A 23858-nucleotide genomic window follows, 5' to 3' on the forward strand; every position below is an offset into this window, starting at 1 on the left:
GTTACTCAAACCCACTAACCATCCTCCTTATGCAACAAAAAGGAGACACCAAAGAATGTCGCAATAATCACAGGAACCCAGGCAGCTACGAACGGCGGAACGAATCCCGCATTGCCGAACGCTTTGACCAGTACCGAAACGACATAAAGCATGAAGCCAGCAACAACGCCACCCAGAATCATCGCGCCGGACTGACCGAAACGCACAAATTTCAGGGACACTGTTGCAGCAATGAGCGTCATGGCCATCAGAAGCGCAGGCAAAGCCAGAAGTGACTGGTATTGCATGTCAAATGCGTTTGCCGAATAGCCGAATGAACGCGCGACTTCTATCTTGTGTCGTAGTTGAGTGAAGGGAATCGTATCGGGAGAAGCGAGCTTCTCTTCGACATATTCCGGACGAAGCTGTGTGGGGATAGAAAAGCTATCCATTTTCTTGGGCTCTTCGCCGCGCGCGAATCGTGTCACGTCGGTGAGCTGCCAATGACCATCCATCAGCTGGGCGGTGCGTGCGTCGTAGCGCACGCTGATATTCTTCTGGCTGTCGAACTGGATGAAAGTCGCGTCGGCAAGCGTCGCGCCCTGATCCAGAATGCTCTTTGCGCCAATGATGGTTTCGCCTTCATCTGTCTTCTGGCGAAGCCAGGGATCACGCAGGGCCGAAACGTCGGTGACCTTGCCACTTTTCCATGTCGCCGCGATTTCTTCTGCCTTGGAGAACCCATAAGCCGCCAGCGGATTGAGCACGAAAATCGTCGCGACGCCGAACAGAAACGCGCCGAAACAGGCAGGCAGCAAAAACTGCCAGGCCGAGACACCGACCGAACGTGCGACGACCAGCTCATATTTACGGTTCAGCGAAATGAGCGTCGCCATTGCCGAGAACAGCGCCACGAATGGAATCATCTGCTGCATGATGAAAGGCACGCGCATAGCGGAAAGTCCAAGCGCCGCCCACACCGTATAATCAGGCAGGTTCGCAAGCTTGCTTGCGTTCTCCGTGAAGTCGAGAAGCATGGAAAGCGCGAAAATGCCGAGCAGAAAATAGAAGGTGATCTGCACGTAGCGCGTGAAGAAGTAACGACCGAGCGTCCAACCGATCATGCCTGACCTCCCGCATTGCCGCGGAAGCGGCCCATCACGCGATCATAGAGATCGGAGACAATCTGCTTGAGGCGATCGAAGCTGTCGAGAATCCTGTCGTTCCACTTGTTGGGCAGCCCGATGCTGCGTCCGGTGGCTAGCGCAAAGCCGGTCACGAGCATGACGGCAATCGGCACGAGATACATGACAAGAATATAGGATGCGTCCTTGTCGGCCCGGTCTGAGGCGAAATAGCCGGCCCAATAGATGAGAAGGGCAGTGCTGATGGCCGAGAACGATGCCGAGATGCGCGCTTCACGATGCGAGCGGGAATCTCCCGCGAAAGCCAGCGCGATCATGGCGAACACCACCGGGTAGAGCCACTGCGTCATGCGGCGATGCAGTTCTGCCTTATAGCGAAGAGGGCGCGTTTGCAGGACTGGGTCGTTCGGGTCCGGATTGAGCAGATAGGACAACGGGCGATCCTTGGCATAAATCACGTAATCGTCGCCTGCCGAGGCAAACTGGCTGAGGTCGAAGGCATAGGAATCGAACTTGATGATCGAAACCGTGCCATCCGACACACTACGACGCTGTACTTCGCCATTCTGCATCAGAAGCATATTGGCGCCGGTATCCGTCGTCGCAATGCCGCCATTGGCTGCGTAATAGATGAGATCAAGCGACGGATCGCGGGAATCCGCGATGAAAAGGCCGCCTATGCTGCCATCAGCACGACGTTCGGCGACCTGAATGTAGAGATTGTCGGCAAGCTTGCGGAAACTGCCTTCCTGCACGATGAGATTGACGAGGTCGGCGCTTGCATTGGCGACCATCGCACGCATGTTCATGCGTGCATAAGGATCGACATAGTTGGCGACCAGAAACGAAATGACGGAAATCACGGCAGCGAGCATCAGAATCGGGCGCATCACCGCACTGCGGGGCGCACCGGATGCATTGATGACGACAAGCTCGGAATCCTGGTTCATCGTCGACAGCGTCTGCGTGATGGCGATAATCAGGGCAAAAGGCATCACCAGCGGGATGGCAGACGGGATCAGCAGCGAGCTGAACTGAATCATTGTCTGAATAGTCTGGCCGCTGGTCGTCAGAAAGTCGATGCGCTGGAGCACCTGCACCGTCCACGTAATGCCCACCGCCGCGCCCAGCACAGCGAGGAACATGATCGCCACGCGGCGCAGGATGTACAACTCTATCAATCGCATAGGTGGAGTTTACATCCCGGTTCCGTTGAAGGAGCCCATCCACCAAAAAGGAACGGGACTCCCAATAATGAACTTAATCTAATGCCGCTTGGCTAAGATTGCCCGAATAAACGCAGTTAACAGATTACTAAAAGCGAAGCGCTGGCGCTAGCTCCTGTCTGTTAAATGGATTGAACTGCCTGAGGCAACATGTTTCTGCGCAACTGCTGAATGAAAAGACCGAGGTGTGACCAGGATATCGATTGCATTTGATGACGGTTCGCCCAAGTTAACGCAAAACTGATAAGGAAGGGCTTGCACCCTTGCTGTTTCGCCATATTCGTCTCACATGAGTGATGAAAAGTCGCGACACAATCGTGTCATTTATCAATGGGCCATCGGTTTGGAGTTATCATGTCTAAACGTCCTTCGATTTCTTTCGGCGAGTTTGAAGCACCAGAAAAAGGCGTAGCCATCGTTCTGGTTGCCAAGGGTGGGGGCTTCGCTGAAGAAGCGGCAAAGGCCGTTGGCGGTGCAGAAAAGATCGCGCGTATTCTGGAAATTTCCGATTTCACTGGCGCGCTGGGCAAAACGGCTGAAGCCATCGAAACGACGGCTGGCGGCATCGACAAGATCGTTCTGGTCGGCGTTGGCGAGCCAGGCAAGCTTGGCAATGACGACTGGCTGAAGATCGGCGGCGCGGCATTTTCGCGAATCGGAAAGTCCGAACGTGCGACGGTCACGCTGGCCCTGCCGGAAACGACGATTGCCGGAGATGAAGCAGCCGACGTGGCGCTGGGCATGATCCTGCGTTCCTACAAGTTCGACCGGTACAAGACGCGCAAGAACGAAGAAAACGCCGAGCCGAAGCACGCCGCGAAAATCACCATCAATGTCGCCGACACGCATAGCGCGAAGAAGGCCTTTGAAGTTGCGGAAGCCATCTCGGATGGTGTCATTCAGGCGCGCAATCTCGTCAACGAACCGGCCAATGTGCTGGGGCCAGTGGAATTTGCCGAAGAAGCGGAAAAGCTTGAGAAGCTTGGTGTTAAAATCGAGATCCTTGGCGAAAAGGAAATGAAGAAGCTCGGCATGGGCGCGCTTCTCGGCGTTGCGCAAGGGTCGGTGCGTCCGCCGCGTCTCGTCATCATGGAATGGCAGGGCGCGAAGGGCAAGGAAAAGCCGGTCGCATTTGTCGGCAAGGGCGTCGTGTTCGACACGGGTGGCATTTCCATCAAGCCAGCTGGCGGCATGGAAGACATGAAGGGCGACATGGGCGGCGCTGCAGCCGTGACGGGCCTGATGCGCGCGCTCGCCGGACGCAAGGCCAAGGTCAATGCCATTGGCGTGATCGGACTTGTGGAAAACATGCCCGATGGCAATGCGCAGCGCCCGGGCGACATCGTCACGACCATGTCTGGCCAGACCATCGAGGTTATCAATACCGATGCCGAGGGCCGTCTGGTGCTGGCCGATGCGCTACACTACACCAATGATCGCTTCAAGCCGCGCTTCATCATCAATCTGGCCACGCTGACCGGAGCGGTCATGGTGGCGCTCGGCCAGTATCATGCTGGCCTGTTCTCGAATGACGACGAGCTGGCCGACCAGCTTTACGATGCGGGTCAGGCAACGGGCGAAAAGCTGTGGCGTCTGCCGCTTGGCGCCGAATATGACAAGATGATCGATTCGAAGTTTGCCGATATGAAGAACAGCGCCGGTCGCTACGGCGGCTCGATCACCGCTGCGCAGTTCCTGAAGCGCTTTGTCGGTGAAACGCCTTGGGCGCATCTCGACGTGGCAGGCACGGCAATGGGATCACCGGCAAACGAATATAGCCAGACTTGGGCGTCCGGTTATGGCGTGCGTTTGCTCGACCGCCTTGTCCGCGATCATTTCGAGAGCTAAACTTCTTTTGGAAACAAGAAGATGGGGCGGAAATGTGAATCATTTTCTCCGCCCCGCTTCGAAACTGTTCTGGAATGTGCATGGCGGAAATCCTGTTCTACCATCTGACGGAATCGACACTCGACGAAGCCCTGCCGGGCCTCGTCGAGCGGTCGCTTGGGCGTGGCTGGCGCGTGACGGTGCAGACTGTCAGCGAGGAGCGCCGCGATGCGCTCGATAACCTGTTATGGACCTTTTCCGACACGTCCTTCGTTGCCCATGGCACCGATGTGGAACCCAACCCGGAGCAGCAGCCCGTTCTGCTGACGACGACCGAAAACAATGCCAATGGCGCAACCGTCCGCTTTCTGGTGGAAGGTGCAGGGCTGGAGCAGGTCGGCAACTACGAACGGCTTGTGGTCATGTTCGACGGTCACGATCAGGACCAGCTCGATATTGCACGCGGACAATGGAAAGCCTTCAAGGCGGAGAATCACGATTTGACTTACTGGCAGCAGACGCCTGATCGCCGCTGGGAGCGGAAAGCCTGATGCGTCCGGTTTTTGTTGCGATGATCGTGGCGGGCGTCGGGCTTGGCCTGGGTTACCCGTGGTATATGCGCCATTTCACAGGCAGCGAGATTGGCCGCTGGACGATGCTGGAAAACCGCCAGAGCAGCTTCAAGGTTCAGGAAGTGCGCTTTGAAGCGGGCGATGCACCGGTGCGCGTCTTCATCGATGCCACGCCGTTGCCCGGCTATGTCCCGGCAGAACGTCGCTCCGCGCTGACGCTTGCTGTCAGCCGCGATGGCCAGCCGGTTTTGTCGCAGGGGCTTGATTTCGTATCCAACAGCAGCTCGATCAATACGGACCGTCCGCAGGATGGAACGCCGCTGCGCCAGAGTGCGGGCGATATCGATCCGGTCATTCCGGGCCAATATGCGTTTCGTCTTGTTCAGGGCAATACGGACGGCCTGCAAATATCGAAGGCCGATCTGGTTCTGCGCCGTGGGGCGGAGACGCCGGACGAAACCTTTACGACCATCGGTCTGGTTTTAGGCGTGCTGGGCGTTTACGGCCTGATGCGTACCCGACTGCGCCGACAGAGCTGACCATGCAGTTCGTTCGCACCGTTACAGACCGCTTGCTTCTGCTTCTTTTGTCGGCGGTGCTGGCGTTTATCGCCTTGTTTCCGCTTGAGCGGCTGGGCGTTTTCGGTTCGTCTTTTGAAGGATCGAGCGGTTACGCCGCGATTTATTTCGGATTTCCGATCCTGACCGTCATTTTCGCGGTTCTGGCAGTCCGGTTCGCGCCAAGACCGTTGCCGGTCTGGGCGCGTATCGTCGGGTGGGTATTGCTGGCGCTTGCGTTCGCTCTCGGGACTCTCGGTTAAGGGACGGCGGGGTTAATCCGACATCGCCTCTTCATATTCCGATGAAAGCTCCAGCCATTTTTCTTCCGCACTCGCGAGCGCGGATTTCGCATCGCTCATATCCTTGTTGATGCGAATGGCTTTCTGAGGCTCTTTCTCATAAAGCGCCGGATCTTCCAGCTGATTGGCGAAAGCTTGAATCTGTTTCTGCAGTTTCTGCATCAAGCTCTCGGTTTCCTTGATCTTTTTCTGCAAGGGCGCCATGGCTTCGCGCCTCTGCGCGGCAAGCTTGCGCTGCTCCGCCTTGTTGACCTTCGGACCTTCGTCACGTTCGGAAGCCGGTTCGCCCTTGGCGTCGGCCAGAACGATCTGGCGATACTCGTCGAGATCGCCCTCAAATGCTTTCACGCCGCCTTCGCGCACCAGCCAAAGCCGTTCCATCGTGGCTTCGATCAGATGGCGGTCGTGCGCGATCAGGATGACAGCACCGTTGAAGGCGTTGAGCGCGTGGACCAGCTCTTCACGACTATCGATATCCAGATGGTTGGTCGGTTCGTCGAGGATTAGAAGGTTCGGGCCGTGGAAGGTTGCAAGCCCCATCAGAAGACGCGCCTTTTCACCACCGGACAGATCCCTGGCGGGTGTCAGCATCTTTTCGGTCGAAAGCCCCATGCGCGCCACGCGAGAGCGAACCTTCGCTTCCGGCTCGGTCGGCATCAGCTTGCGCACGTGCTCGATGGCGTTATCTTCCGGCACCAGATCGTCCATCTGATGCTGTGCGAAAAAGGCCACTTTCAAATTGGGCGAAATGGTCAGCGTGCCGTTTTCCGGCTTTAACCGCCCAGCGATCAGCTTGGCCAGTGTGGACTTACCATTGCCGTTCGAACCGAGCAGCGCGATGCGGTCATCATTGTCGATGCGCAGCGTTACATTGCGCAGCACCGGCTTACCGGGCACATAGCCGACATCGGCGTGGTCCAGCGCGATAATGGGCGAGGCGGCCTTCTTTTCCGCATCGGGAAAGCTGAACGGCTGCACATGGCTCTCGACATAAAGGTCGATGGGCTTCAGCCTCTGCAATGCCTTGAGGCGGGACTGCGCCTGCTTGGCCTTGGTTGCCTTGGCGCGGAACCGCTCGACAAAGGATTCCATGTGTTTGCGGTGCGCTTCCTGCTTGGCATGCGCCTTCTGCTGCAATTCCAGCATTTCATGCCGCTGCCGCTCGAACTGATCGTAATTGCCACGCCAGAAGCTGATTTTCTTCTGGTCGAGATGCATGATCGACGTCGTGGCCGAATTGAGCAGGTCGCGATCATGGCTGATGATGATGACCGTGTGCGGATAGCGCTTCACATAGTCGACAAGCCACAACACGCCTTCAAGGTCGAGATAGTTGGTCGGCTCATCGAGCAGCAGCAGGTCCGGTTCTGAAAACAGAACCGCAGCGAGCGCAACGCGCATGCGCCAGCCGCCGGAGAAGGCGGAGGCAGGACGCTGTTGCGCTTCGGCGTTGAAACCAAGACCGGACAAGATCGCGCCTGCGCGCGCTTCCGCCGAATGGGCGTTGATATCGGCAAGCCGTGTGTGGATTTCCGCGATGCGATGCGGATCGGTCGCCGTCTCGGCCTCGTCGAGAAGCGCCGCGCGCTCCTTGTCCGCCTTCATGACGATTTCGATCAGCGGTTCTTCCGTGCCGGGGGCTTCCTGCGCCACCTGACCGATGCGGGTGTTCTTCGGCACCGAAACGCTGCCCGTTTCAGGCGCGAGATCGCCGGTGATGACCCGAAAGAGCGTGGACTTTCCCGTGCCGTTGCGACCGACGAAGCCGGTCTTCGACCCGGCAGGCAGCGTCACGCTGGCATGATCGATCAGAAGGCGTCCGGCGATGCGGACGGAAATGTCATCGAGAATAAGCATGGACTGGCTTTTGCACGGCTCTGCGCATTTCTGCAAGTATCAACATCAATCAAGCGAAGCGGCGGCCGCCTTCGGTGCGCTGGAACTGCGCGAGGTCGAGTGAGGGAGCGTCGGTGCCGAGCCGCGTCAGGGCCGCATGGATCTGGCCGCGATGGTGGGTCTGGTGATTGAACAGATGCGCCAGAGAAGGCGCGAGCCGCTGGCTCATCGTGCGCATGTCCGAGACGGTCGTATAGGTAAAGCGCCCCGCGAGCTTGTCGGCGTTTAATCCGTCGGTATAGCGGCAGATGCGTTCATCCTCGGCGTGACGCAGATCGCGCAGCGTGATGAAATTGTCGGTAATGATCGCATCGAGTTGCTTTGGGTGGTCGCCTTCGCCGGTAAATCGCTTCATCCAGATGCGGTCGGTGACCAGAAGATGGTTGAGCGTACGATGGACTGAGCCGAAGAACAGGCCGAGATCGAGCCGGTATTCCTCGTCGCTCAAATCGGCGGCAGCGGCATAAAGCAGTTCATTGGCCCAGCGATTGTACCATGCAAACATTTGAAAATGCTGTTCCATGCGATTCCCCCGCTACCTGACAGCCTGAATCAGAATGGCGTTATCTATGCCTTCAAATTTCTGCCGTCTCAAGCTGCTAGGCGGTACTGGATGTGTTCTAAACAGCGCGGCCTCTTGGCAATCAGGCTTATCGACGGTATAGAGCCTCACTTTTCTAAAATTTCCCAGCAAACAAGGTGTCATAATGGCAATCGAACGTACCTTCTCCATGATCAAGCCCGATGCGACCCGCCGCAACCTGACCGGCGCAATCACCGCCAAGCTTGAAGAAGCTGGTCTGCGTGTTGTCGCTTCGAAGCGCGTCTGGATGAGCCTGCGTGAAGCACAGGGCTTTTACGCTGTTCACAAGGACCGTCCTTTTTTCGGCGAACTGACCGAATTCATGTCTTCGGGCCCGACGATCGTTCAGGTTCTCGAAGGTGAAAACGCAATCGCCAAGAACCGTGAAGTCATGGGCGCAACCAACCCTGCTAACGCAGACGCTGGTACGATCCGCAAGGAATTCGCGCTGTCGATCGGCGAAAACTCGGTTCACGGTTCCGACGCTCCGGAAACCGCTGCCGAAGAAATCGCTTACTGGTTCTCGGGCACCGAAATCGTCGGCTAATCCGATCTGCATAAATGAAAAAAGCCGGGCGCGAGCCCGGCTTTTTTGTATCTTCTCTTAAATTAAATCAGAGATTTTGCGCCAGTGTTGCGATCTCTTTGCCTTCCTGATCAAGAAGGACGAGTTTGCCCACAGTGTCGATCTTGTATGACCGTGTTCTGGTCAGCGTATCGAGGAACTTGCGTTCCTGGTTCATGAGCGCAGGCGGGCACTGCATGTAGGTCGAACCGACTTCGGCAAACGAAATCGTTTCGCCTGTCACCGTCGCCTTGCTGAAATAACGATTGCAGCCGCCCGAACCGCTGACAGAGCCGTCGGGGGTGACGGTCAGTGTGGTCTGGGCATTGTCGATGACGCCGCCCCCCTGAATGTCTTCCGCCAGCCAGTCCTTGCCTTCGATACCGATTGATACGGTCTCGTCGGCGCTCTTGCGAACCATGACGACGCGCATTTCAATCGGAGCGCCGGGATTGGCCGGATCGATGGTGTAATTCTGGTCGTTGACGAACCAGAGCGTATCACCAGCCGTAATACGCGCCTGCAGGGCATAGGTATGACCCGGCTGAATCTTGTCCGTGTCGAAATTGATCGCGAAGGGGATCGGGGATCCTTGTGCGGAATCAATGCGGGTTTCGGCAATCGTCTGCGACGGCGCATCGGCAAGCGAAATATCTTCAAGCTGCACCGTCAGCTTGGCTTCCGGCGGCAGGGCGATGCGTTCGCGATACATGACTTTGCCACTGACAGTCTTTTCCGCGGCAATGCTGCTCGTTGGCATGGACGTGGTCAGGAACAAGGCTGCGCCACCCAGCGCGCCAAGGCCGACCACGAGTGCCGCCGCAATTGAAAGAGTGCTCTTCAGTAGTTTTCGCATTCTTAAAGTCCGAAACCTCGTTCCTGCACAGCCGGGAATATTCTCCCATCGTTACAGTGTTGCAGTGTCCGTCGCTCCGTCCGCGATCCGCGTCCGACAGGAGCTTGATTCACTCCGCAGACAATAAGGAAATCTTCATGTGAAAATTGTGGCAGCACAAGTAAGTGCCGCCCAAATTACCCTGTATTTTAGGGGTTTAAATAGTTAATTCGCACTTAAAGTGAAACGGAGTTTTCTGCAAATAGATCAAAGTGCCAATTGAGCGGTTCAAGTATCTTGCGACTTGACCCATCGCTTTCGACTTAATTCGTCGTCGTCCTTGGCTGCGACCCAGCCATCCGCAGTGCCGTCAGCAAGATGCTCGCGCTTCCAGAATGGAGCGCCGGTCTTCATGAAATCCATCAGAAAAGAGGCTGCCTCGAAGGCGGCAAGGCGATGCGCCGAAGCAGTTGCGACGAACACAATATTGTCGCCGGGCTTGATAAGTCCGTAACGGTGGATGACGGATATGCCCAGAAGCGGCCAGCGCGCCGTCGTCTGTTCGGCAATACGCCTGATCTCGGCTTCCGCCATGCCGGGATAATGTTCGAGTTCAAGCGCGGAGAGGCGACCGTTTTCATCCCGGCAAAGCCCGGAGAAGGTGACAATGGCGCCGATATCCTTGCGACCGTCGCGAAGTTTTTCCACTTCGACCGTCGCGTCGAAATCATCTTCGCGAACGCTGACGAACAGCGGGCAAATTGGTTGCCCGCTCATCTCAGCCACCCGTCATGGGCGGGAAAAGAGCGACCTCGTCCCCGTCCTGGATGAATTCATCGTGTTCGGCATGTTCCTGATTGATTGCCGCGCGGATAACGTCGCCATGCTCAAACGCGGCTTCATATTCTTCACCACGGGTTTTCAGCTGGCTAATGAGTTCGCCGACCGTCACTTTCGGAGCAGGGAGGACGATGAGGTCTTCACCCTTGCCGATTTTCTCCCGCACCCAGGCGAAATAGACGACTTTGACGTTCACGAGCTTAATCCATCACGTGCTTGAGGCCTGCCTTGAAGTAATCCCAGCCCGTATAAAGCGTGAGGATTGCCGAAATCCAGAGCAGGACGATGCCCAGTTCCGTTACATAGGGCATGACTTTATCACCGGCAGGGCCGGCCAGCAAAAAGGCCAGCGCAACCATTTGCGCCGTGGTCTTCCACTTCGCGAGACGTGAAACGGGAACACTGACCTTCAATTCTGCGAGATATTCACGCAGGCCCGAAACGAGAATTTCGCGGCACAGGATGATAATTGCCGCCCACAGGGTCCAGCCAGCAATCGTGCCATCGGCAGCCAGAAGCAGCAGAATCGCAGACACAAGAAGCTTGTCTGCGATCGGGTCAAGCATGCGACCGATCGTTGAGGTCTGCTTCCAGATGCGCGCAAGATAGCCGTCGAAGAAATCGGTGATGCTGGCGACGACAAACAGGCCAAGAGCGGTCCAGCGCGCGAAGTCGCTGGATTCAAGACGCCCCTCCACAAAGAAGCACAACACCACAAGCGGCACGGCGACAATCCGTCCGTAAGTGAGGATGTTGGGCAAGGAGAGGGTATGATTTTTCTGCATTGTTCCGCCGTAACCGTTATTGTGTGCACATCAACAGGGATGATCAATAAAATCAACACTTGTGCAGGTGTTCTGGTTGGACCTTATGACGCTGTTGCGCAAATGCGCATCAAAATTGCGTCACCGGTCACGAAAATGATCGTGAATGGTGCGTGCCATTGCCTCCGATATGCCGTCGATCTGCATCAGATCTTCCACAGCTGCGCGCGAAACCGCTTTTGCCGTTCCGAAATGATGCAGCAAAGCGCGTTTGCGCGATGGACCGATTCCCGCGATTTCATCGAGCGGATTCTTGATCATCTCTTTCTTGCGCCTTGCGCGGTGCGTGCCGATGGCAAAGCGGTGCGCTTCATCGCGCATCCGCTGGATGAAATAAAGAACAGGATCGCGCGGAGGCAGGGTGAAAGGCTGCTTGCCCTCCACGAAAAACCGCTCGCGTCCCGCCTCACGGTCCACGCCCTTGGCGATGCCGATTGCATTGACGAGATTGGCGATACCCATTTCATTGAGAATCTGACGCACAGCACCCACTTGCCCCTGTCCACCATCAATGAGAATCACATCGGGCCAGGCCGGGAAACTGTCAGTGACTTCAGGTGTTTCAACGCTTTCCGGATCGGGCGCTTCATCCGGTGCGCCATGTTCCTTCACCAGCCTTGAAAAGCGACGCTCGATCACTTCACGCATCATGCCAAAATCGTCGCCCGGCGTGATATCGGTCGAGCGGATGTTGAACTTGCGATACTGGTTTTTGACGAAGCCTTCCGGCCCGGCGACGATCATGCCGCCAACAGCATTCGTGCCCATGATGTGCGAGTTATCGTAGACCTCAATGCGGCGCGGCGTGCGCGCAAGGCCGAATGTCTCCGCCATGCCTTGCAGCAGGCGTGCCTGCGACGAGGTTTCGGCAAGCCTGCGGCCCAGTGCTTCGCGCGCATTGGTCAAGGCGTGATCGACGAGGTCCTTTTTCTCGCCGCGCTGGGGCACATTGACCTGCACCTTATGACCGGCGCGGGTGGAAAGCGCTTCGGCGATGAGCGCCTGTTCTTCCACGGCCTCGGACAAAAGCACAAGCCGGGGGCAGGGCTTGTCATCGTAGAACTGCGACAGGAAAGCGCCCAGAACTTCCGCCGGGCCAAGCGAACTGTCGGCCTTCGGATAATAAGCGCGGTTGCCCCAGTTCTGGCCGGTGCGGAAGAAGAAGACCTGAATACAGGTCATGCCGCCTTCCTGATGGATGGCGAAAACATCGGCTTCTTCGACTGTCTGAGGATTGATGCCCTGATGCGACTGGACATGCGAAAGTGCAGCCAGACGGTCGCGATAGACCGCAGCATGTTCGAAATCGAGATCAGCAGACGCCGCCTGCATGGCGGTGGCCAGATGGTCTTTCACCGACTGGCTCTTGCCGGACAGGAATGCCTTGGCCTCGGAGACCAGCTCTCCATAATCTGCATCGCTGATTTCGTGCGTGCATGGGCCGGAGCAGCGCTTGATCTGATAGAGCAGACAGGGGCGGGTGCGGCTTTCAAACACCGAATCGGTGCAGGTGCGCAGCAAGAAGGCGCGTTGCAGCGCATTGATCGTGCGTCCCACTGCGCCCGCCGAAGCGAAGGGGCCGAAATAGTCGCCCTTGCGCGAACGCGCACCACGATGCTTGAAAATGCCGGGCGCGCGATGGTCGCCGGTCAGCAGGATATAAGGAAACGACTTGTCGTCGCGCATCAGCACATTGAAGCGCGGGCGCAATCTTTTGATCAGATTCGCTTCAAGCAGCAGCGCTTCGGTTTCAGTGCGCGTTACGACGAATTCCATCATCGCCGTCTCGCGGATCATCCGCACGATGCGATTCGAATGAGCTATGCCGCGTGCATAATTGGAAACGCGCTTTTTAAGGTTCCGCGCCTTGCCGACATAAAGAACGTCGCCATTGCTGTTGAACATGCGATAGACGCCGGGATTGTTCGGCAGGCGTTTGACGAAGGCGTTGATGATATCCTGACCGCTAAGCCCTGCCGTATCCGGCAGGCCGTCCGACGAATCCCACTGGATCTGGTCGGCCATGGAAGGCGCGGCAACAATTTCGGAACCCGTGTCGTCGCTGTCTTCATCATCATCGGCTTCCGCATCGCCAATGATAATACCGGCCACGTCCTGCTCGTCGTCGGACGGCAGGTTGGAATCGGTATCGTCATGGTTTTTGCGGTTGCCGCTCATTCCGTGATTCCTGCGATGTCGGGGGTTTCCCATGCCAGATGCTGCCCGCCATCAAGCGCAATCATCTGGCCGGTAATGGAACGATTCTCCCAGAAGTAACGCACTGTACGCCCGAATTCCGGCAATTCTGGCGCACGCTGTAACGCCACCTTGCTGACCTGTCGCTCAAAATCGCCCGGGCGCTGCCGTTCGCTTGGCAGGGTCGGGCCCGGCGCAATGGCATTGACGCGGATGCGCGGCGCCAATGCCTGCGCAAGCGTGCGGGTCGCGTTCCAAAGCGCTGTCTTGGACAGTGTATAAGAGAAGAAGTTCGGATTGAGCTTCCAGACGCGCTGGTCGATCACATTGACGATCAGCCCATCTGTCCCTTCCGGCAAAGCCTTGGTCATCGCTTCTGAAAGAATGACCGGGGCTTTGAGATGAATCGCGAAATGCCTGTCCCACAACGCCATGTCGAGATCACCGACCCGGTCATCCTCGAACAAGGACGCGTTGTTGACGAGCAGGCGGATCGGCCCAAGCTGCTTCTCTGCTTTAGCGACCAGGCCGCGCACATCTTGCTCGGATGTCAGATCGGCTTGGACGACACAGGCCGTACCGCCGCGCGCAATAATGGCATCGGCCAGAGCCTGCCCTTCGTCAACCGAGCGATTGCAGTGGATCGCAACAGGAAAGCCATGGGCAGCGAGGTCTTCGACAATCGCCTTTCCGATGCGCCGAGCGCCGCCGGTCACAAGAACCGGACATTTTGCAAGCTGGCTGACTTCCTGATCGTTCAACACGGTAAACACTTTCTTATCGAGATTCTCTCGTGATTTTCATGCCAGTTTGCTCACGAAATTGCATCCATTAATAGCGCCAAGCGGGTCGGCTGCTGACAAAATAGTAGCAATTTCAGGTGCTTCTCGTGGCAAGGGAGTGAGTTGATTGCCCCGCAACAATCCGCACCCGCTCATATAGTCACAAAAGCTTGGCGTTGCGAGAATGCAACATCGCATTTTTGCCATTTTCTCGTCAGGTTTTCTTCACAGAAGCGGGCATTTCGTGCCGCAATTACCGACGATACCTCCTCCCCATCAGCACGGCATGGGCGGTTTCAACTCCCAACATGCTGCCCGCCCGATAAGGGACCGTGTCAAACGTAATTTGTGTAAGGAGAATGCTATGCGCACTCTTAAGTCTCTCGTAATCGCCTCGGCTGCGCTGCTGCCGTTCTCTGCGACTGCCTTTGCTGCTGACGCCATTCAGGAACAGCCACCTGTTCCGGCTCCGGTCGAAATGGCTCCTCAGAACACCTGGGCTGGCGGCTACACCGGTCTGTACCTCGGCTACGGCTGGAACAAGGCCAAGAACGACATCGTCGGCACCATCAAGCCTGACGACTGGAAGGCTGGCGCATATGCTGGCTGGAACTTCCAGCAGGACCAGTTTGTATACGGTGTTGAAGGTGACGCCGGTTACTCCTGGGCCAAGAAGTCCAAGGACGGTCTGGAAGTCAAGCAGGGCTTCGAAGGCTCGCTGCGTGCACGTCTCGGCTACGACCTGAACCCGATCATGCCATACATCACCGGTGGTGTTGCTGGTTCGCAGGTTAAGCTCAGCGGCAATGGCGACGACGAAAGCAAGTTCCGCGTTGGTTGGACTGCTGGCGCCGGTATGGAAGCCAAGCTGACCGAAAACATCCTGGGCCGCGTTGAATATCGCTACACCCAGTTCGGTAACAAGAACTACGATCTCGACGGCACGACCGTCGGCAACAAGCTCGACACCCACGACATCCGCGTCGGCGTTGGCTACAAGTTCTAATTATCTGATAATTGAACACGGAAAACCGGGCAGGCAACTGCCCGGTTTTTTGTTGTCCGAAGTGTTCTTCACTGGAAGTTCGTCCGGTCAATGCCCTTCCTGCTGTGCGGTATCAACCAGCCATTTACGGAAGGCGGCCATGGCGTCCGTTTCCTGACGCGATTGAAGTCGCGCCAGCCAGTAACTTCCCATCGCTACCGTTTGCTGGAAGGGCTGAACGATTGTTTCGGCATGAAGCTGCCGGGTAAACATCGACGGCGGTGCAAGTGCTACGCCCGCGCCCTGTGTTGCGGCCTCCATCATCGCCAGAGATGAGTCGAACATGATGCTTTTGGGCAGCGGCATGTCGCCGGTGACGCCAGCAGCGGCAAACCATTGCGACCATTCATCAGCCCGGTAGGATCTGAGCAGCGTCTGCCGTGTCAGATCCGATGGCGTTTTCAGCTCGCTTGCTATGTCCGAAATGCATAAGGGCGAAAGCGGCGCTTCCAGAAGCCGGGTTGCATCGACGCCGTGCCACGCGCCGGACCCGAACCGAATCGCAAAATCCAGTCCTTCAGCTGCGATGTCGACGCGATTATTGTTGGTTGAAAGCCGCAAATCGATAAATGGATGCGTGGTCTGAAAATCGCGCAGGCGAGGGATCAGCCAGCCGACCGCCAGCGTTCCCACGACGCCGACTCGCAGAACCTCCCGGTAGTGCCCGCCCTCAAAACGTTCCAGCGTCCCGGCGATATTGTCAAAGGCCTCGCGCAAGGTGGGCAGCAGCGTTTCGCCTTCGTGGGTCAGCAACAATCCACGCGGCAGGCGCTCGAACAGGGTGACATTGAGGCGGCTTTCGAGGCTTTTCACCTGATGGCTGACTGCGGCCTGTGTCACGCACAATTCGATTGCCGCCTTGGTGAAACTCAGATGGCGAGCGGAAGCCTCGAAAGCGCGCAGTGCATTCAGCGGAAGATGAGGCCGTACCATCGCAATACCCAAATTTTTCTAATGCCAGAGCCAAGATAACGTCGTTTGTTTCGGACGTATAGCTCGCTTATATCGATAGTGCCGGATAGACGGGTTTTGATTTAAATTCACCTGCATCAGGTTTAACGCGCGTTATTTCACATGAGAAAACAATGATTTCCACCGCATGCCCCCAGAGCGGTGGAAAAATCGCTTCACAATGAGGATTGCGTATCAGTCATGAGAAAAACTACCGTTTCTGCTTTGAGTATGGCCGCTGCCGCCAGCCTGTTGCCCAGTGTATCTGCGCAGGCTGCGAACGCACTGACCGACAAGGAAATCAGGCTTCTGGTCGATGAAACGATCAAGCCTGTCATGGCCGCACACAAGATTCCCGGAATGGCCGTCGCCGTTACCGCTGGCGGTGAGACCTACTTTTTCGGCTATGGCGTCGCCTCGAAGGAAAACGGACAGAAGGTGACCGAAGACACGATCTTCGAGATCGGGTCCGTCTCCAAGACCTTCACTGCAACGTTGGGCGGATTGGGGCTTGCGGACGGCGCGTTCAAACTGGGCGACGCGGCGACGAAATACGCTCCAGAGCTTCAGGACAGCAGCTTTGACAAGGCCTCGATGCTAGATCTTGGCACCTATACGGCGGGCGGTTTGCCTTTGCAGTTCCCGGACAGCGTCACCGACCACAAGACGATGATCGATTATTTCAAGAACTGGAAGCCGGATTATCCGGCGGGAACGCAAAGGCGTTATTCAAATCCAAGTATCGGTTTGTTCGGTTATCTCGCTGCCCAAAGCATGGGCGAGCCCTTCGACAAAGTGATGGAATCGAGGCTCATTCCGGCATTCGGCCTGAAGCATACATTCATCCATGTGCCTGAAAGGCAGATGAAGAATTACGCCTTTGGCTATTCGAAAGCCAACAAGCCGATCCGCGTGTCTCCCGGTGCCTTCGACGCACAGGCTTATGGAATCAAGACCACCGCGCCGGATCTGATTGGTTTTGTGCAGTTGAATATGGACAGCACATCGCTCGATCAGCCGATGCAAAAGGCCGTAGCGGCCACCCATACCGGCTATTACAAGGTGGGAGATATGACGCAGAGCCTCGGCTGGGAGCGTTACACCTATCCGCTGAGCCTGAAAACGCTGCTTGGCGGCAACACATCCGACATGGCGATGAAATCGCATAAAATCGAAAGGCTGGATCCGCCCATGCAGCCGTCAGACGACATGCTGCTCAATAAGACCGGTTCGACCGGCGGCTTTGGAGCTTATGTGGCCTTTGTGCCGGCTAAGAAGATCGGCATTGTGATGCTTGCAAACCGCAACTATCCGAACGAAGCACGGATCAAGGCTGGTTACCGCATCCTGAAGGCCCTGGACGGCAACCACTAATCGCCAAAAACGCAAACGCCCCGGATAGCGGCTGCCATCCGGGGCGTTCTGTTCATCATCAAAAAGGTTTAGCCGTGAGAACTCAGCCTTGCGGCAGCAGGGCCGTGAGTTCCGGATGCAGTTCCTGAAAACGCTTGACCCAGCGCTTGAGCTTCGGACGACCACGCTCCCACTTGCCATCGAAACGCAGAGCGAGATAGCCGAGCACAGCCGCAACGGCGATATGGCCCGCATGGAGCTTGCCCGCCAGACGCGGAGGCGCTTCATTGAGCAGGTCGAGCGCACGTTCAGCCTTGCGCCATTGCAGATCCAGCCATGGCTGGTGAATTTTCTCTTCCGGGCGCAGACGGCGCTCGTAGACATGCGCGAGCAGAACGTCGGCCAGACCATCGGCAATGGCTTCATAACGTTCGGCATCGGTGCGCTTTTCCGCATTGCGCGGGAAAAGCTTGTTGCCGGAAACGCGGTTCAGATATTGCGTGATGGCCCGGCTGTCGAAAACCGCCTTGCCATCATCGGTAACGAGGGTCGGAATCTTGCCGAGCGGATTGGCGCTGATGAGGTTCTCCGGCTCGGCCGACGTATTCACGACCACGCTTTCAAAAGGGACGCCTGCATAATGCGCGGCCATACGCACCTTCGCGCTGTAAGGCGAGGCGGGTGAATAGAGAATCTGCGTCATGTTTGATTCCTGAGAATGAAGATTACTGGGTTGCCGGCATCATGACCGAACGGCTGCGGCAGGAATTATTGTTGACCTCCTGGCAGGCGCGAAATTGGAGGTCTTTCGTCATGCAGATGCGCACTTCCTGAAGATAGTTGCGCTGGCACGTGACGGAAATGCCATTGGCCTTCATGCCCGGATTGGCAGCGATGAAGGCGTTTTCGACGAGCATCGGGTCAACCCGGCGGTTGCCGCTCACGCTGCGAAGGCTTGGCGGAATATTGACCTGATCATAGGCTTTGCGAAGTGTGCCGAAATAATCGGTCTGCGACAGGCCGGAACAGCTTCCGTGCTTGCGCCATTCATGGCCGATCAATCCGGCAGCAGGCATGATGTCAGAAAGGCTGGAAATGATCTGGCGCGGGACATAGCCGCCGCGGCTCCGCTCATTGTCGAGCTGGCAATTGGCCGGATAGCCCCATTCATTCTGCGGCCACAGACCGTGGGCCACAAAGCCAAAAGGCCGCTGCGTGTTGCACTGCTGCTTGTTGGCGCGGCGGCCCTCCGACGCGCAATAGCTCGGCGACCACGAAAGCGACAGGACATAGAAGTCGAAATCGCCGGGTACATCGCCGTTGTCGCGGTCATCAGCAAAGGCTACGCCTGAAAGCCCTGACAACAATGTCGCCATCAGGGCAACCGAACGCAAAGCGCTTGGGACAGCCGCCAGTCTTCGCAGCATGGGACCTCCGGTCAGGTCAGCGGAGGACGCGGCAGCTTGGCGCGTCGTAGACATACCAGCGATCGAAGCCTTCAACGCAGAATTCCACGTTGCGTCCGACAGAGGCAAAACCCTGACCGTCTTCAATCAGATACCAGACTGAACGGTACTGGCCGTCGCTCAATACGGCAGTGGCCTTGCAATAGGTGCGTTCGATCTCAGCCGGGTTTGTCTTTGGCTCAAAGCGGGTCAGGCGCACATCGCTCATGGCGGAAATGCCAACCTGCGGCAGTTCAGGAACATGGCGCACCTGATAGCCGAACCGTGAGACCACCGAGCGCAGCACGCTCTGCTGGTTGCAGACGGTGTTGTCGACCACGGCTGGTGCGGACTGAAGGTAATCGGCAGCCCTGGCGGGCAGGGCTGCAAAGGTTAGCGGCAGGACGGAGGCGGCGAAGAGGGCGGCCCGCGAAAAGCGTCCGAAGCGATCCAGTTTGCCCGAGGTAAGTTGCATGTCTCTATCCTGTCCCAAAATGCGAACGCGAAGCGCGCGCTTATGTCTGTGATAGCCGAAGCTTTGCTTCGCGCAGTTTCTTTCAGCAGGCCGCAACGGTCAAGTGCGATCCGTCTCGCCGCGTATCCACCGAACACTGAAATTGCTTCCCTTTTCTTCGGCCAGCAGTTTCGTAAGGGTGGGAAGCAGCGTTTGCATCTCACTTTCGAGTGTATAGGGCGGATTCACGACGATCATACCGGTGCCATCGAGGCGCGGTTCGGGTGAGGGCGCGCGAATCGCCAGCTCGATCTGCATGATTTTCGGAATGTCGGTTTCATAAAGCCGTTTGGCGAAACGCTCGGTTTCCTTGCGATCCTTCACCGGATACCACAGCGCATAAGTGCCGCCGCCGAAGCGCTTGTGCGCCTTGGCGAGACCATCCACCATACGGTCAAATTCGCCTTCTATTTCGAAAGGCGGATCGACCAGCACGAGGCCGCGCTTTTCCTTCGGCGGCAGATGCGCGCCCAGCGCCAGCCAGCCGTCAAGTTCAATGACGCGCACCTGATAATCGCCGTCGAAACGCTTTGCCAGTTTGGCCGCATCCTGTGGATGCAGTTCCAGTGCCGACAGGCGGTCCTGTTTGCGTAACAGATGTCGCGTCACATAAGGCGAACCGGGATAATGACGGAGCTTTCCGTCCGCATTTACCGCACGCACCGCATCGAGATAAGGCGTGAGCAGTTCAAGTGCTGCGGGTTCAATCTGGCCCTTATCGACCGCATCGACAAGGCGGTGAATGCCGCCAGTCCATTCACCTGTTTTGCCCGCTTCCACACCTTTCAGGTCGTAAAGCCCGATGCCCGCATGAGTATCGATGACGCGAAAGGCCTGATCCTTGCGCTTCAGATAATCGATGATACGGGCGAGGATGACGTGCTTGACGACATCCGCGAAATTTCCGGCGTGATAGGCGTGACGATAGTTCATGATCGCGCTTGTTTCACGGCTTGTGGTTTTCGGCAAGAGCGATGCGAATTTCCGATTCGCCTTGGCTGTCATAAATGTGACATACAGCGGTCACCAACCGCATCTTCACCTGAGTCGAGCTTGCAATGTCCGGTGGCGTCCTTCTGATCGTCCTCTTTGGCGCGTTTCTTCACGCAAGTTGGAACGCTATCGTCAAAAGCAGCGGCGACAAGTTTTTTGCTGCCGCCAGCGTGACCGGCGCTGCCGGTTTCATCGCGCTTTTCATCGTGCCATTTCTGCCCATGCCGAACTCGGTAAGCTGGGTTTATATCATGATGTCCACCGTCACCCAGACTTTCTATATGTCACTGGTGGCGGCGGCCTATAAATCCGGCGATATGAGCGAAGCCTATCCGATCATGCGCGGCACGCCGCCCTTGCTCGTCGCGCTGGTCAGCGCGCCGCTGGTTGGCGAGGTCATGGGCTGGAAAAGCTGGCTTGGCATCGTGTTCATCTGCTCGGGCGTGCTGGCCATGGCGCTGGAAGCAAGGCGGCGCAATCGCGGCACCTCCAGCCGCACAGCCGTTCTGGCCCTGACCAATGCCGGCTTTATTGCGGGTTACACGATTATCGACGGTCTTGGCGTTCGTGCGTCCGGCGCGCCGCTTTCCTATACATTGTGGCTGTTTGTCATCAATGCCGTCCCGCTTGCCGGATGGGCGCTCTATCGTGAGCCGGACCGGTTCATCAGCTATATGCGCAATCGCTGGCGTCCGGCGCTGATCGGCGGCGTGGGAACGCTCGGCTCCTACGGGCTGGCGCTGTGGGCAATGACCATGGCGCCAATTGCCGTGGTGGCCGCCTTGCGTGAAACCGCCATTCTTTTCGGCATGATCATTTCTGCCGTGGTGCTGAAGGAAAAGGTGGGGCTTCCGCGTTTTGCAGCGGCGGCGCTTATTGTGCTGGGTGCCATCACACTTCGTCTCTCTTAGAGCCTGTTCCAAAAGTCGCCCTGTGTGGCTGCAAATGGCAATTTGAGATTTGCTTTCGCATAATCTGAACCGAAAAGTCTGCAACTTTTCGGGATTATGCGAGGCTTCCGGTGCTCACGTACCCAAAAGTACGCTCCGCTCCGGTACTCGAAAATCACCATTTTCGCGCACACATGCCGCTTTTTGATTCAGGCTCTTAACGCCTATGCGTCGAAAACATATTTCGCCGTGTGAGCGCTTGCGGTAATAAAGAAATATGAACGAGCAAGTTTCCATATCCAATATCAAGATCGGCCATTCGGCTTGCCCGCATGACTGCCCGTCCACCTGTGCGCTCGATATCGAGCTTCTGGACGAACGCACCATCGGTCGTGTGCGCGGCGCGAAGGACAACAGCTATACCGCTGGCGTCATCTGCGCCAAGGTCGCGCGCTATGCCGAACGCGTCCATCACCCAGACCGTCTGAAGCACCCGCTGGTGCGCTCTGACGCTAAGGGTGCGGGCGAATGGAAACAGGCTTCCTGGGAAGCAGCGCTTGATCTGATTGCCGAACGGTTTTTGAAAGCCGAAGCCGAATATGGCAGCGAAAGCGTCTGGCCCTATTATTATGCAGGCACGATGGGGCTTGTTCAGCGCGATTCCATCAATCGTCTTCGCTTTGCCAAGCGCTACTCCAATCAGTTCGACAGTTTCTGCACCAATATGGCCTGGACGGGCTATTTCGCAGGAACAGGAAGCCTGATCGGTCCGGACCCGCGCGAGATGAGCAAGGCCGATGTGGTGGTGATCTGGGGCACCAACGCCGCCGCTACGCAGGTCAATGTCATGACCCACGCCGTGCGTGCGCGTAAAGAGCGTGGTGCGAAGATCGTCGTCATCGACATTTATGCCAATGCGACGGTGCGACAGGCCGATATGGGCATCGTGCTCAAGCCGGGCACCGACGGCGCTTTCGCCTGTGCGGTGATGCATGTGCTGTTTCGCGACGGTCTTGCAGACTGGGATTATCTGGAACGCTATACCGACGATCCGAAGGGGCTGGAAGCGCATCTCGGCTCTCGCACGCCGGAATGGGCGTCCGCAATCACAGGGCTGAGCGTTGAGGAAATCGAAGCCTTCGCGCATCTGGTCGGCAAGACCAAGCGGACCTTTTTCCGCCTCGGCTATGGCTTCACCCGGCAGCGTAATGGCGCGGTGAACATGCATGCCGCGGCGTCGATTGCCTGCGTGACCGGCTCTTTCCTGCATGAAGGCGGCGGCGCGTTTCACTCGAACGCCAGCATCTTCAAATTCGACAAGCGCGAGATTGAAGGCAGGGCGATGCAGGATAAGACCATCCGCTTCCTCGACCAGTCGAAGATCGGGCGCATTCTCACCGGCGACCACGAGGCGCTTTATGACGGCCCGCCCGTCATGGCTATGCTGATCCAGAACACCAATCCGATGAATGTGACGCCTGAACAGCGTCTTGTCCGCAAAGGTTTTGCGCGCGAGGACCTGTTTGTCACGGTGCACGAGCAGTTCATGACCGATACGGCCAAGATGGCCGATGTCGTGTTGCCCGCCACCACATTCCTCGAACACGACGATATTTATCGCGGCGGCGGCCAGCAACATGTCGTGCTCGGACCCAAGCTGATCGAACCTTATGCCGAGGCACGGCCGAATATTTTCGTCATCAATGAACTGGCCAACCGGCTGGGCGTTGGGCATCTCCCGGGCTTTTCTGTCGATGAGCGCACGCTGATCGACAACATGAACGCCAATAGCGATCTGCCGCATTTTGACGAACTGAAAGAGCGGCGCTTTATCGACAAGCAGCCGCCTTTTGAGGAATCGCACTACATCAAGGGCTTCAAATGGCCGGATGGTAAATTCCGCTTCCGTCCGGACTGGACGGGAAGTCCAGCACCGGACCGTCCGCCTGAAATCATGGGTTTGCAGGGGCAGTTCGAGTCGATTCCGGAATTCCCGGATTATTGGGAAGTGATCGAAGTGGCTGACGCCGAGCATCCGTTCCGGCTTGCGACATCACCGGCGCATAATTTCCTGAACTCGACCTTTGCTGAGACGCCCACCTCGGTTGCCAAGGAAATCCGGCCTGAACTGCTGATCCATCCAGACGATGCGGCGGAACTGGGCATTGCCGATGGCGAGCGCATCGAAATCGGTAATCACCGCGGTGAAGTGGTACTGCATGCGGTGTTGCGTGCTGGTCAAAAACGCGGTGTGGTGGTTTCGGAAGGCATTTTCCCAAATACATCATTCGAGCGCGGTGAGGGGATCAACACGCTGATCGGCGCCGAGCCAGCCGCTCCCTACGGCGGTCTGGCGGTGCATGATACCAAGATCTGGATCAGAAAATTGGGCTGAGGAGCAATGGTCTAAGCCGCCCGCTCAATCTTTTCCCTCATCCTTCGACAAGCTCAGGATGAGGGGGAAGCGTGGTGACCAGATCATGTTAAAGGTCACCAAACTCCAATAAAAAAACCGCGCCGAATGTCTTCGGCGCGGTT

The 23858-nt window shown here is 57.1% G+C and carries 24 protein-coding genes; 9 read left to right on the top strand and 15 right to left on the bottom strand.

The window, feature by feature from the left end; all coding sequences use genetic code 11:
- Positions 1-14: 14 nt before the first annotated feature.
- Positions 15-1103, bottom strand: coding sequence for an LPS export ABC transporter permease LptG (lptG, locus tag QBD01_RS05050; protein ID WP_280991839.1), 1089 nt, complete (start codon positions 1101-1103; stop codon positions 15-17).
- Complete coding sequence (lptF, locus tag QBD01_RS05055; protein ID WP_280991840.1) at positions 1100-2311, bottom strand: LPS export ABC transporter permease LptF; 1212 nt, start codon at positions 2309-2311, stop codon at positions 1100-1102. The genes lptG and lptF overlap by 4 nt, the downstream gene beginning before the upstream one ends.
- 393 nt (positions 2312-2704) lie before the next feature.
- Here lptF and QBD01_RS05060 point away from each other — a divergent pair, with 393 nt between their 5' ends.
- The 4 genes from QBD01_RS05060 (at position 2705) to QBD01_RS05075 (ending at position 5569) form a co-directional block, all read left to right on the top strand.
- On the top strand, positions 2705-4198 hold the full coding sequence (locus QBD01_RS05060) for a leucyl aminopeptidase (RefSeq protein ID WP_280991841.1): 1494 nt from the start codon (positions 2705-2707) through the stop codon (positions 4196-4198).
- An 80-nt stretch (positions 4199-4278) separates the two neighbouring features.
- The gene (locus QBD01_RS05065; RefSeq protein WP_280991842.1) at positions 4279-4728 is read left to right on the top strand and encodes a DNA polymerase III subunit chi; all 450 of its coding nucleotides are present in this window, start codon (positions 4279-4281) and stop codon (positions 4726-4728) included.
- Positions 4728-5288, top strand: a complete 561-nt coding sequence (gene bspB / locus QBD01_RS05070; RefSeq protein WP_280991843.1) for a type IV secretion system effector BspB — start codon at positions 4728-4730, stop codon at positions 5286-5288. Before QBD01_RS05065 ends, bspB begins: the two co-directional genes overlap by 1 nt.
- Before the next feature lie 2 nt (positions 5289-5290).
- Positions 5291-5569: a hypothetical protein gene (locus tag QBD01_RS05075; RefSeq protein ID WP_280991844.1), complete on the top strand. Its 279-nt coding sequence runs from the start codon at positions 5291-5293 to the stop codon at positions 5567-5569.
- Positions 5570-5581: 12 nt separating this feature from the next.
- On the opposite strand, the gene QBD01_RS05080 is transcribed toward QBD01_RS05075, so the two are convergent.
- Positions 5582-7465, bottom strand: coding sequence for an ABC-F family ATP-binding cassette domain-containing protein (locus tag QBD01_RS05080; RefSeq protein WP_280991845.1), 1884 nt, complete (start codon positions 7463-7465; stop codon positions 5582-5584).
- A gap of 49 nt (positions 7466-7514) precedes the next feature.
- Positions 7515-8027: a DinB family protein gene (locus QBD01_RS05085; protein WP_280991846.1), complete on the bottom strand. Its 513-nt coding sequence runs from the start codon at positions 8025-8027 to the stop codon at positions 7515-7517.
- A gap of 184 nt (positions 8028-8211) precedes the next feature.
- Between QBD01_RS05085 and ndk the strand changes: the two genes are divergently transcribed.
- Entirely contained in the window at positions 8212-8634 is a 423-nt protein-coding gene (gene ndk / locus QBD01_RS05090) for a nucleoside-diphosphate kinase (RefSeq protein WP_109368676.1), read from the top strand.
- Between the two features lie 67 nt (positions 8635-8701).
- On the opposite strand, the gene QBD01_RS05095 is transcribed toward ndk, so the two are convergent.
- From QBD01_RS05095 to QBD01_RS05120, 6 genes are all read right to left on the bottom strand, one after another.
- The gene (locus QBD01_RS05095; protein WP_280991847.1) at positions 8702-9508 is read right to left on the bottom strand and encodes a YbaY family lipoprotein; all 807 of its coding nucleotides are present in this window, start codon (positions 9506-9508) and stop codon (positions 8702-8704) included.
- A 267-nt stretch (positions 9509-9775) separates the two neighbouring features.
- Positions 9776-10264: a molybdenum cofactor biosynthesis protein MoaE gene (locus QBD01_RS05100; RefSeq protein WP_280991848.1), complete on the bottom strand. Its 489-nt coding sequence runs from the start codon at positions 10262-10264 to the stop codon at positions 9776-9778.
- 1 nt (position 10265) lies between these two features.
- Positions 10266-10523 (bottom strand): molybdopterin converting factor subunit 1, encoded by a 258-nt coding sequence (gene moaD, locus QBD01_RS05105; protein WP_280991849.1) that lies wholly within the window; start codon positions 10521-10523, stop codon positions 10266-10268.
- 4 nt (positions 10524-10527) lie between these two features.
- Complete coding sequence (pgsA, locus tag QBD01_RS05110; RefSeq protein ID WP_182520151.1) at positions 10528-11112, bottom strand: CDP-diacylglycerol--glycerol-3-phosphate 3-phosphatidyltransferase; 585 nt, start codon at positions 11110-11112, stop codon at positions 10528-10530.
- A gap of 120 nt (positions 11113-11232) precedes the next feature.
- The gene (gene uvrC / locus QBD01_RS05115) at positions 11233-13329 is read right to left on the bottom strand and encodes an excinuclease ABC subunit UvrC (RefSeq protein ID WP_280991850.1); all 2097 of its coding nucleotides are present in this window, start codon (positions 13327-13329) and stop codon (positions 11233-11235) included.
- Entirely contained in the window at positions 13326-14111 is a 786-nt protein-coding gene (locus tag QBD01_RS05120; RefSeq protein WP_280992116.1) for an SDR family oxidoreductase, read from the bottom strand. The genes uvrC and QBD01_RS05120 overlap by 4 nt, the downstream gene beginning before the upstream one ends.
- Before the next feature lie 382 nt (positions 14112-14493).
- Here QBD01_RS05120 and omp25 point away from each other — a divergent pair, with 382 nt between their 5' ends.
- On the top strand, positions 14494-15135 hold the full coding sequence (omp25, locus tag QBD01_RS05125) for an outer membrane protein Omp25 (protein WP_280991851.1): 642 nt from the start codon (positions 14494-14496) through the stop codon (positions 15133-15135).
- Between the two features lie 87 nt (positions 15136-15222).
- On the opposite strand, the gene QBD01_RS05130 is transcribed toward omp25, so the two are convergent.
- Positions 15223-16107 carry a LysR family transcriptional regulator gene (locus QBD01_RS05130; RefSeq protein ID WP_280991852.1) on the bottom strand — a complete coding sequence of 295 codons (885 nt, stop codon included), beginning with the start codon at positions 16105-16107 and terminating at the stop codon, positions 15223-15225.
- A gap of 219 nt (positions 16108-16326) precedes the next feature.
- On the opposite strand from QBD01_RS05130, the gene ampC reads away from it, so the two are divergent.
- Entirely contained in the window at positions 16327-17499 is a 1173-nt protein-coding gene (gene ampC, locus QBD01_RS05135) for a class C beta-lactamase (RefSeq protein ID WP_280991853.1), read from the top strand.
- A gap of 82 nt (positions 17500-17581) precedes the next feature.
- Here ampC and QBD01_RS05140 read toward each other — a convergent pair whose 3' ends face one another.
- The 4 genes from QBD01_RS05140 to QBD01_RS05155 form a co-directional block, all read right to left on the bottom strand.
- Entirely contained in the window at positions 17582-18181 is a 600-nt protein-coding gene (locus tag QBD01_RS05140) for a glutathione S-transferase (protein ID WP_280991854.1), read from the bottom strand.
- A 22-nt stretch (positions 18182-18203) separates the two neighbouring features.
- A complete protein-coding gene (locus QBD01_RS05145; protein ID WP_280991855.1) occupies positions 18204-18905 on the bottom strand; it encodes a ribonuclease T in 702 nt (233 codons plus the stop codon).
- A 16-nt stretch (positions 18906-18921) separates the two neighbouring features.
- Positions 18922-19398 (bottom strand): phage portal protein, encoded by a 477-nt coding sequence (locus QBD01_RS05150; protein WP_280991856.1) that lies wholly within the window; start codon positions 19396-19398, stop codon positions 18922-18924.
- A 99-nt stretch (positions 19399-19497) separates the two neighbouring features.
- Positions 19498-20370, bottom strand: a complete 873-nt coding sequence (locus QBD01_RS05155; protein ID WP_280991857.1) for a 23S rRNA (adenine(2030)-N(6))-methyltransferase RlmJ — start codon at positions 20368-20370, stop codon at positions 19498-19500.
- Positions 20371-20495: 125 nt separating this feature from the next.
- On the opposite strand from QBD01_RS05155, the gene QBD01_RS05160 reads away from it, so the two are divergent.
- Both QBD01_RS05160 and QBD01_RS05165 read left to right on the top strand, forming a co-directional pair.
- Positions 20496-21341: a DMT family transporter gene (locus QBD01_RS05160; RefSeq protein WP_280991858.1), complete on the top strand. Its 846-nt coding sequence runs from the start codon at positions 20496-20498 to the stop codon at positions 21339-21341.
- Between the two features lie 256 nt (positions 21342-21597).
- A complete protein-coding gene (locus tag QBD01_RS05165) occupies positions 21598-23715 on the top strand; it encodes a molybdopterin oxidoreductase family protein (RefSeq protein WP_280991859.1) in 2118 nt (705 codons plus the stop codon).
- Positions 23716-23858: the final 143 nt, after the last annotated feature.

Origin of the sequence: Ochrobactrum sp. 19YEA23, assembly GCF_029909865.1 — a bacterium.
Lineage (GTDB): Bacteria > Pseudomonadota > Alphaproteobacteria > Rhizobiales > Rhizobiaceae > Brucella > Brucella gambitense.

Coding starts and splice junctions, on each gene's coding strand:
- lptG (WP_280991839.1), bottom strand. CDS start 1,103: ATGATCGGTTGGACGCTCGGTCGTTACTTCTTCACGCGCTACGTGCAG.
- lptF (WP_280991840.1), bottom strand. CDS start 2,311: ATGCGATTGATAGAGTTGTACATCCTGCGCCGCGTGGCGATCATGTTC.
- QBD01_RS05060 (WP_280991841.1), top strand. CDS start 2,705: ATGTCTAAACGTCCTTCGATTTCTTTCGGCGAGTTTGAAGCACCAGAA.
- QBD01_RS05065 (WP_280991842.1), top strand. CDS start 4,279: ATGGCGGAAATCCTGTTCTACCATCTGACGGAATCGACACTCGACGAA.
- bspB (WP_280991843.1), top strand. CDS start 4,728: ATGCGTCCGGTTTTTGTTGCGATGATCGTGGCGGGCGTCGGGCTTGGC.
- QBD01_RS05075 (WP_280991844.1), top strand. CDS start 5,291: ATGCAGTTCGTTCGCACCGTTACAGACCGCTTGCTTCTGCTTCTTTTG.
- QBD01_RS05080 (WP_280991845.1), bottom strand. CDS start 7,465: ATGCTTATTCTCGATGACATTTCCGTCCGCATCGCCGGACGCCTTCTG.
- QBD01_RS05085 (WP_280991846.1), bottom strand. CDS start 8,027: ATGGAACAGCATTTTCAAATGTTTGCATGGTACAATCGCTGGGCCAAT.
- ndk (WP_109368676.1), top strand. CDS start 8,212: ATGGCAATCGAACGTACCTTCTCCATGATCAAGCCCGATGCGACCCGC.
- QBD01_RS05095 (WP_280991847.1), bottom strand. CDS start 9,508: ATGCGAAAACTACTGAAGAGCACTCTTTCAATTGCGGCGGCACTCGTG.
- QBD01_RS05100 (WP_280991848.1), bottom strand. CDS start 10,264: ATGAGCGGGCAACCAATTTGCCCGCTGTTCGTCAGCGTTCGCGAAGAT.
- pgsA (WP_182520151.1), bottom strand. CDS start 11,112: ATGCAGAAAAATCATACCCTCTCCTTGCCCAACATCCTCACTTACGGA.
- uvrC (WP_280991850.1), bottom strand. CDS start 13,329: ATGAGCGGCAACCGCAAAAACCATGACGATACCGATTCCAACCTGCCG.
- omp25 (WP_280991851.1), top strand. CDS start 14,494: ATGCGCACTCTTAAGTCTCTCGTAATCGCCTCGGCTGCGCTGCTGCCG.
- QBD01_RS05130 (WP_280991852.1), bottom strand. CDS start 16,107: ATGGTACGGCCTCATCTTCCGCTGAATGCACTGCGCGCTTTCGAGGCT.
- ampC (WP_280991853.1), top strand. CDS start 16,327: ATGAGAAAAACTACCGTTTCTGCTTTGAGTATGGCCGCTGCCGCCAGC.
- QBD01_RS05140 (WP_280991854.1), bottom strand. CDS start 18,181: ATGACGCAGATTCTCTATTCACCCGCCTCGCCTTACAGCGCGAAGGTG.
- QBD01_RS05145 (WP_280991855.1), bottom strand. CDS start 18,905: ATGCTGCGAAGACTGGCGGCTGTCCCAAGCGCTTTGCGTTCGGTTGCC.
- QBD01_RS05150 (WP_280991856.1), bottom strand. CDS start 19,398: ATGCAACTTACCTCGGGCAAACTGGATCGCTTCGGACGCTTTTCGCGG.
- QBD01_RS05155 (WP_280991857.1), bottom strand. CDS start 20,370: ATGAACTATCGTCACGCCTATCACGCCGGAAATTTCGCGGATGTCGTC.
- QBD01_RS05160 (WP_280991858.1), top strand. CDS start 20,496: ATGTCCGGTGGCGTCCTTCTGATCGTCCTCTTTGGCGCGTTTCTTCAC.
- QBD01_RS05165 (WP_280991859.1), top strand. CDS start 21,598: ATGAACGAGCAAGTTTCCATATCCAATATCAAGATCGGCCATTCGGCT.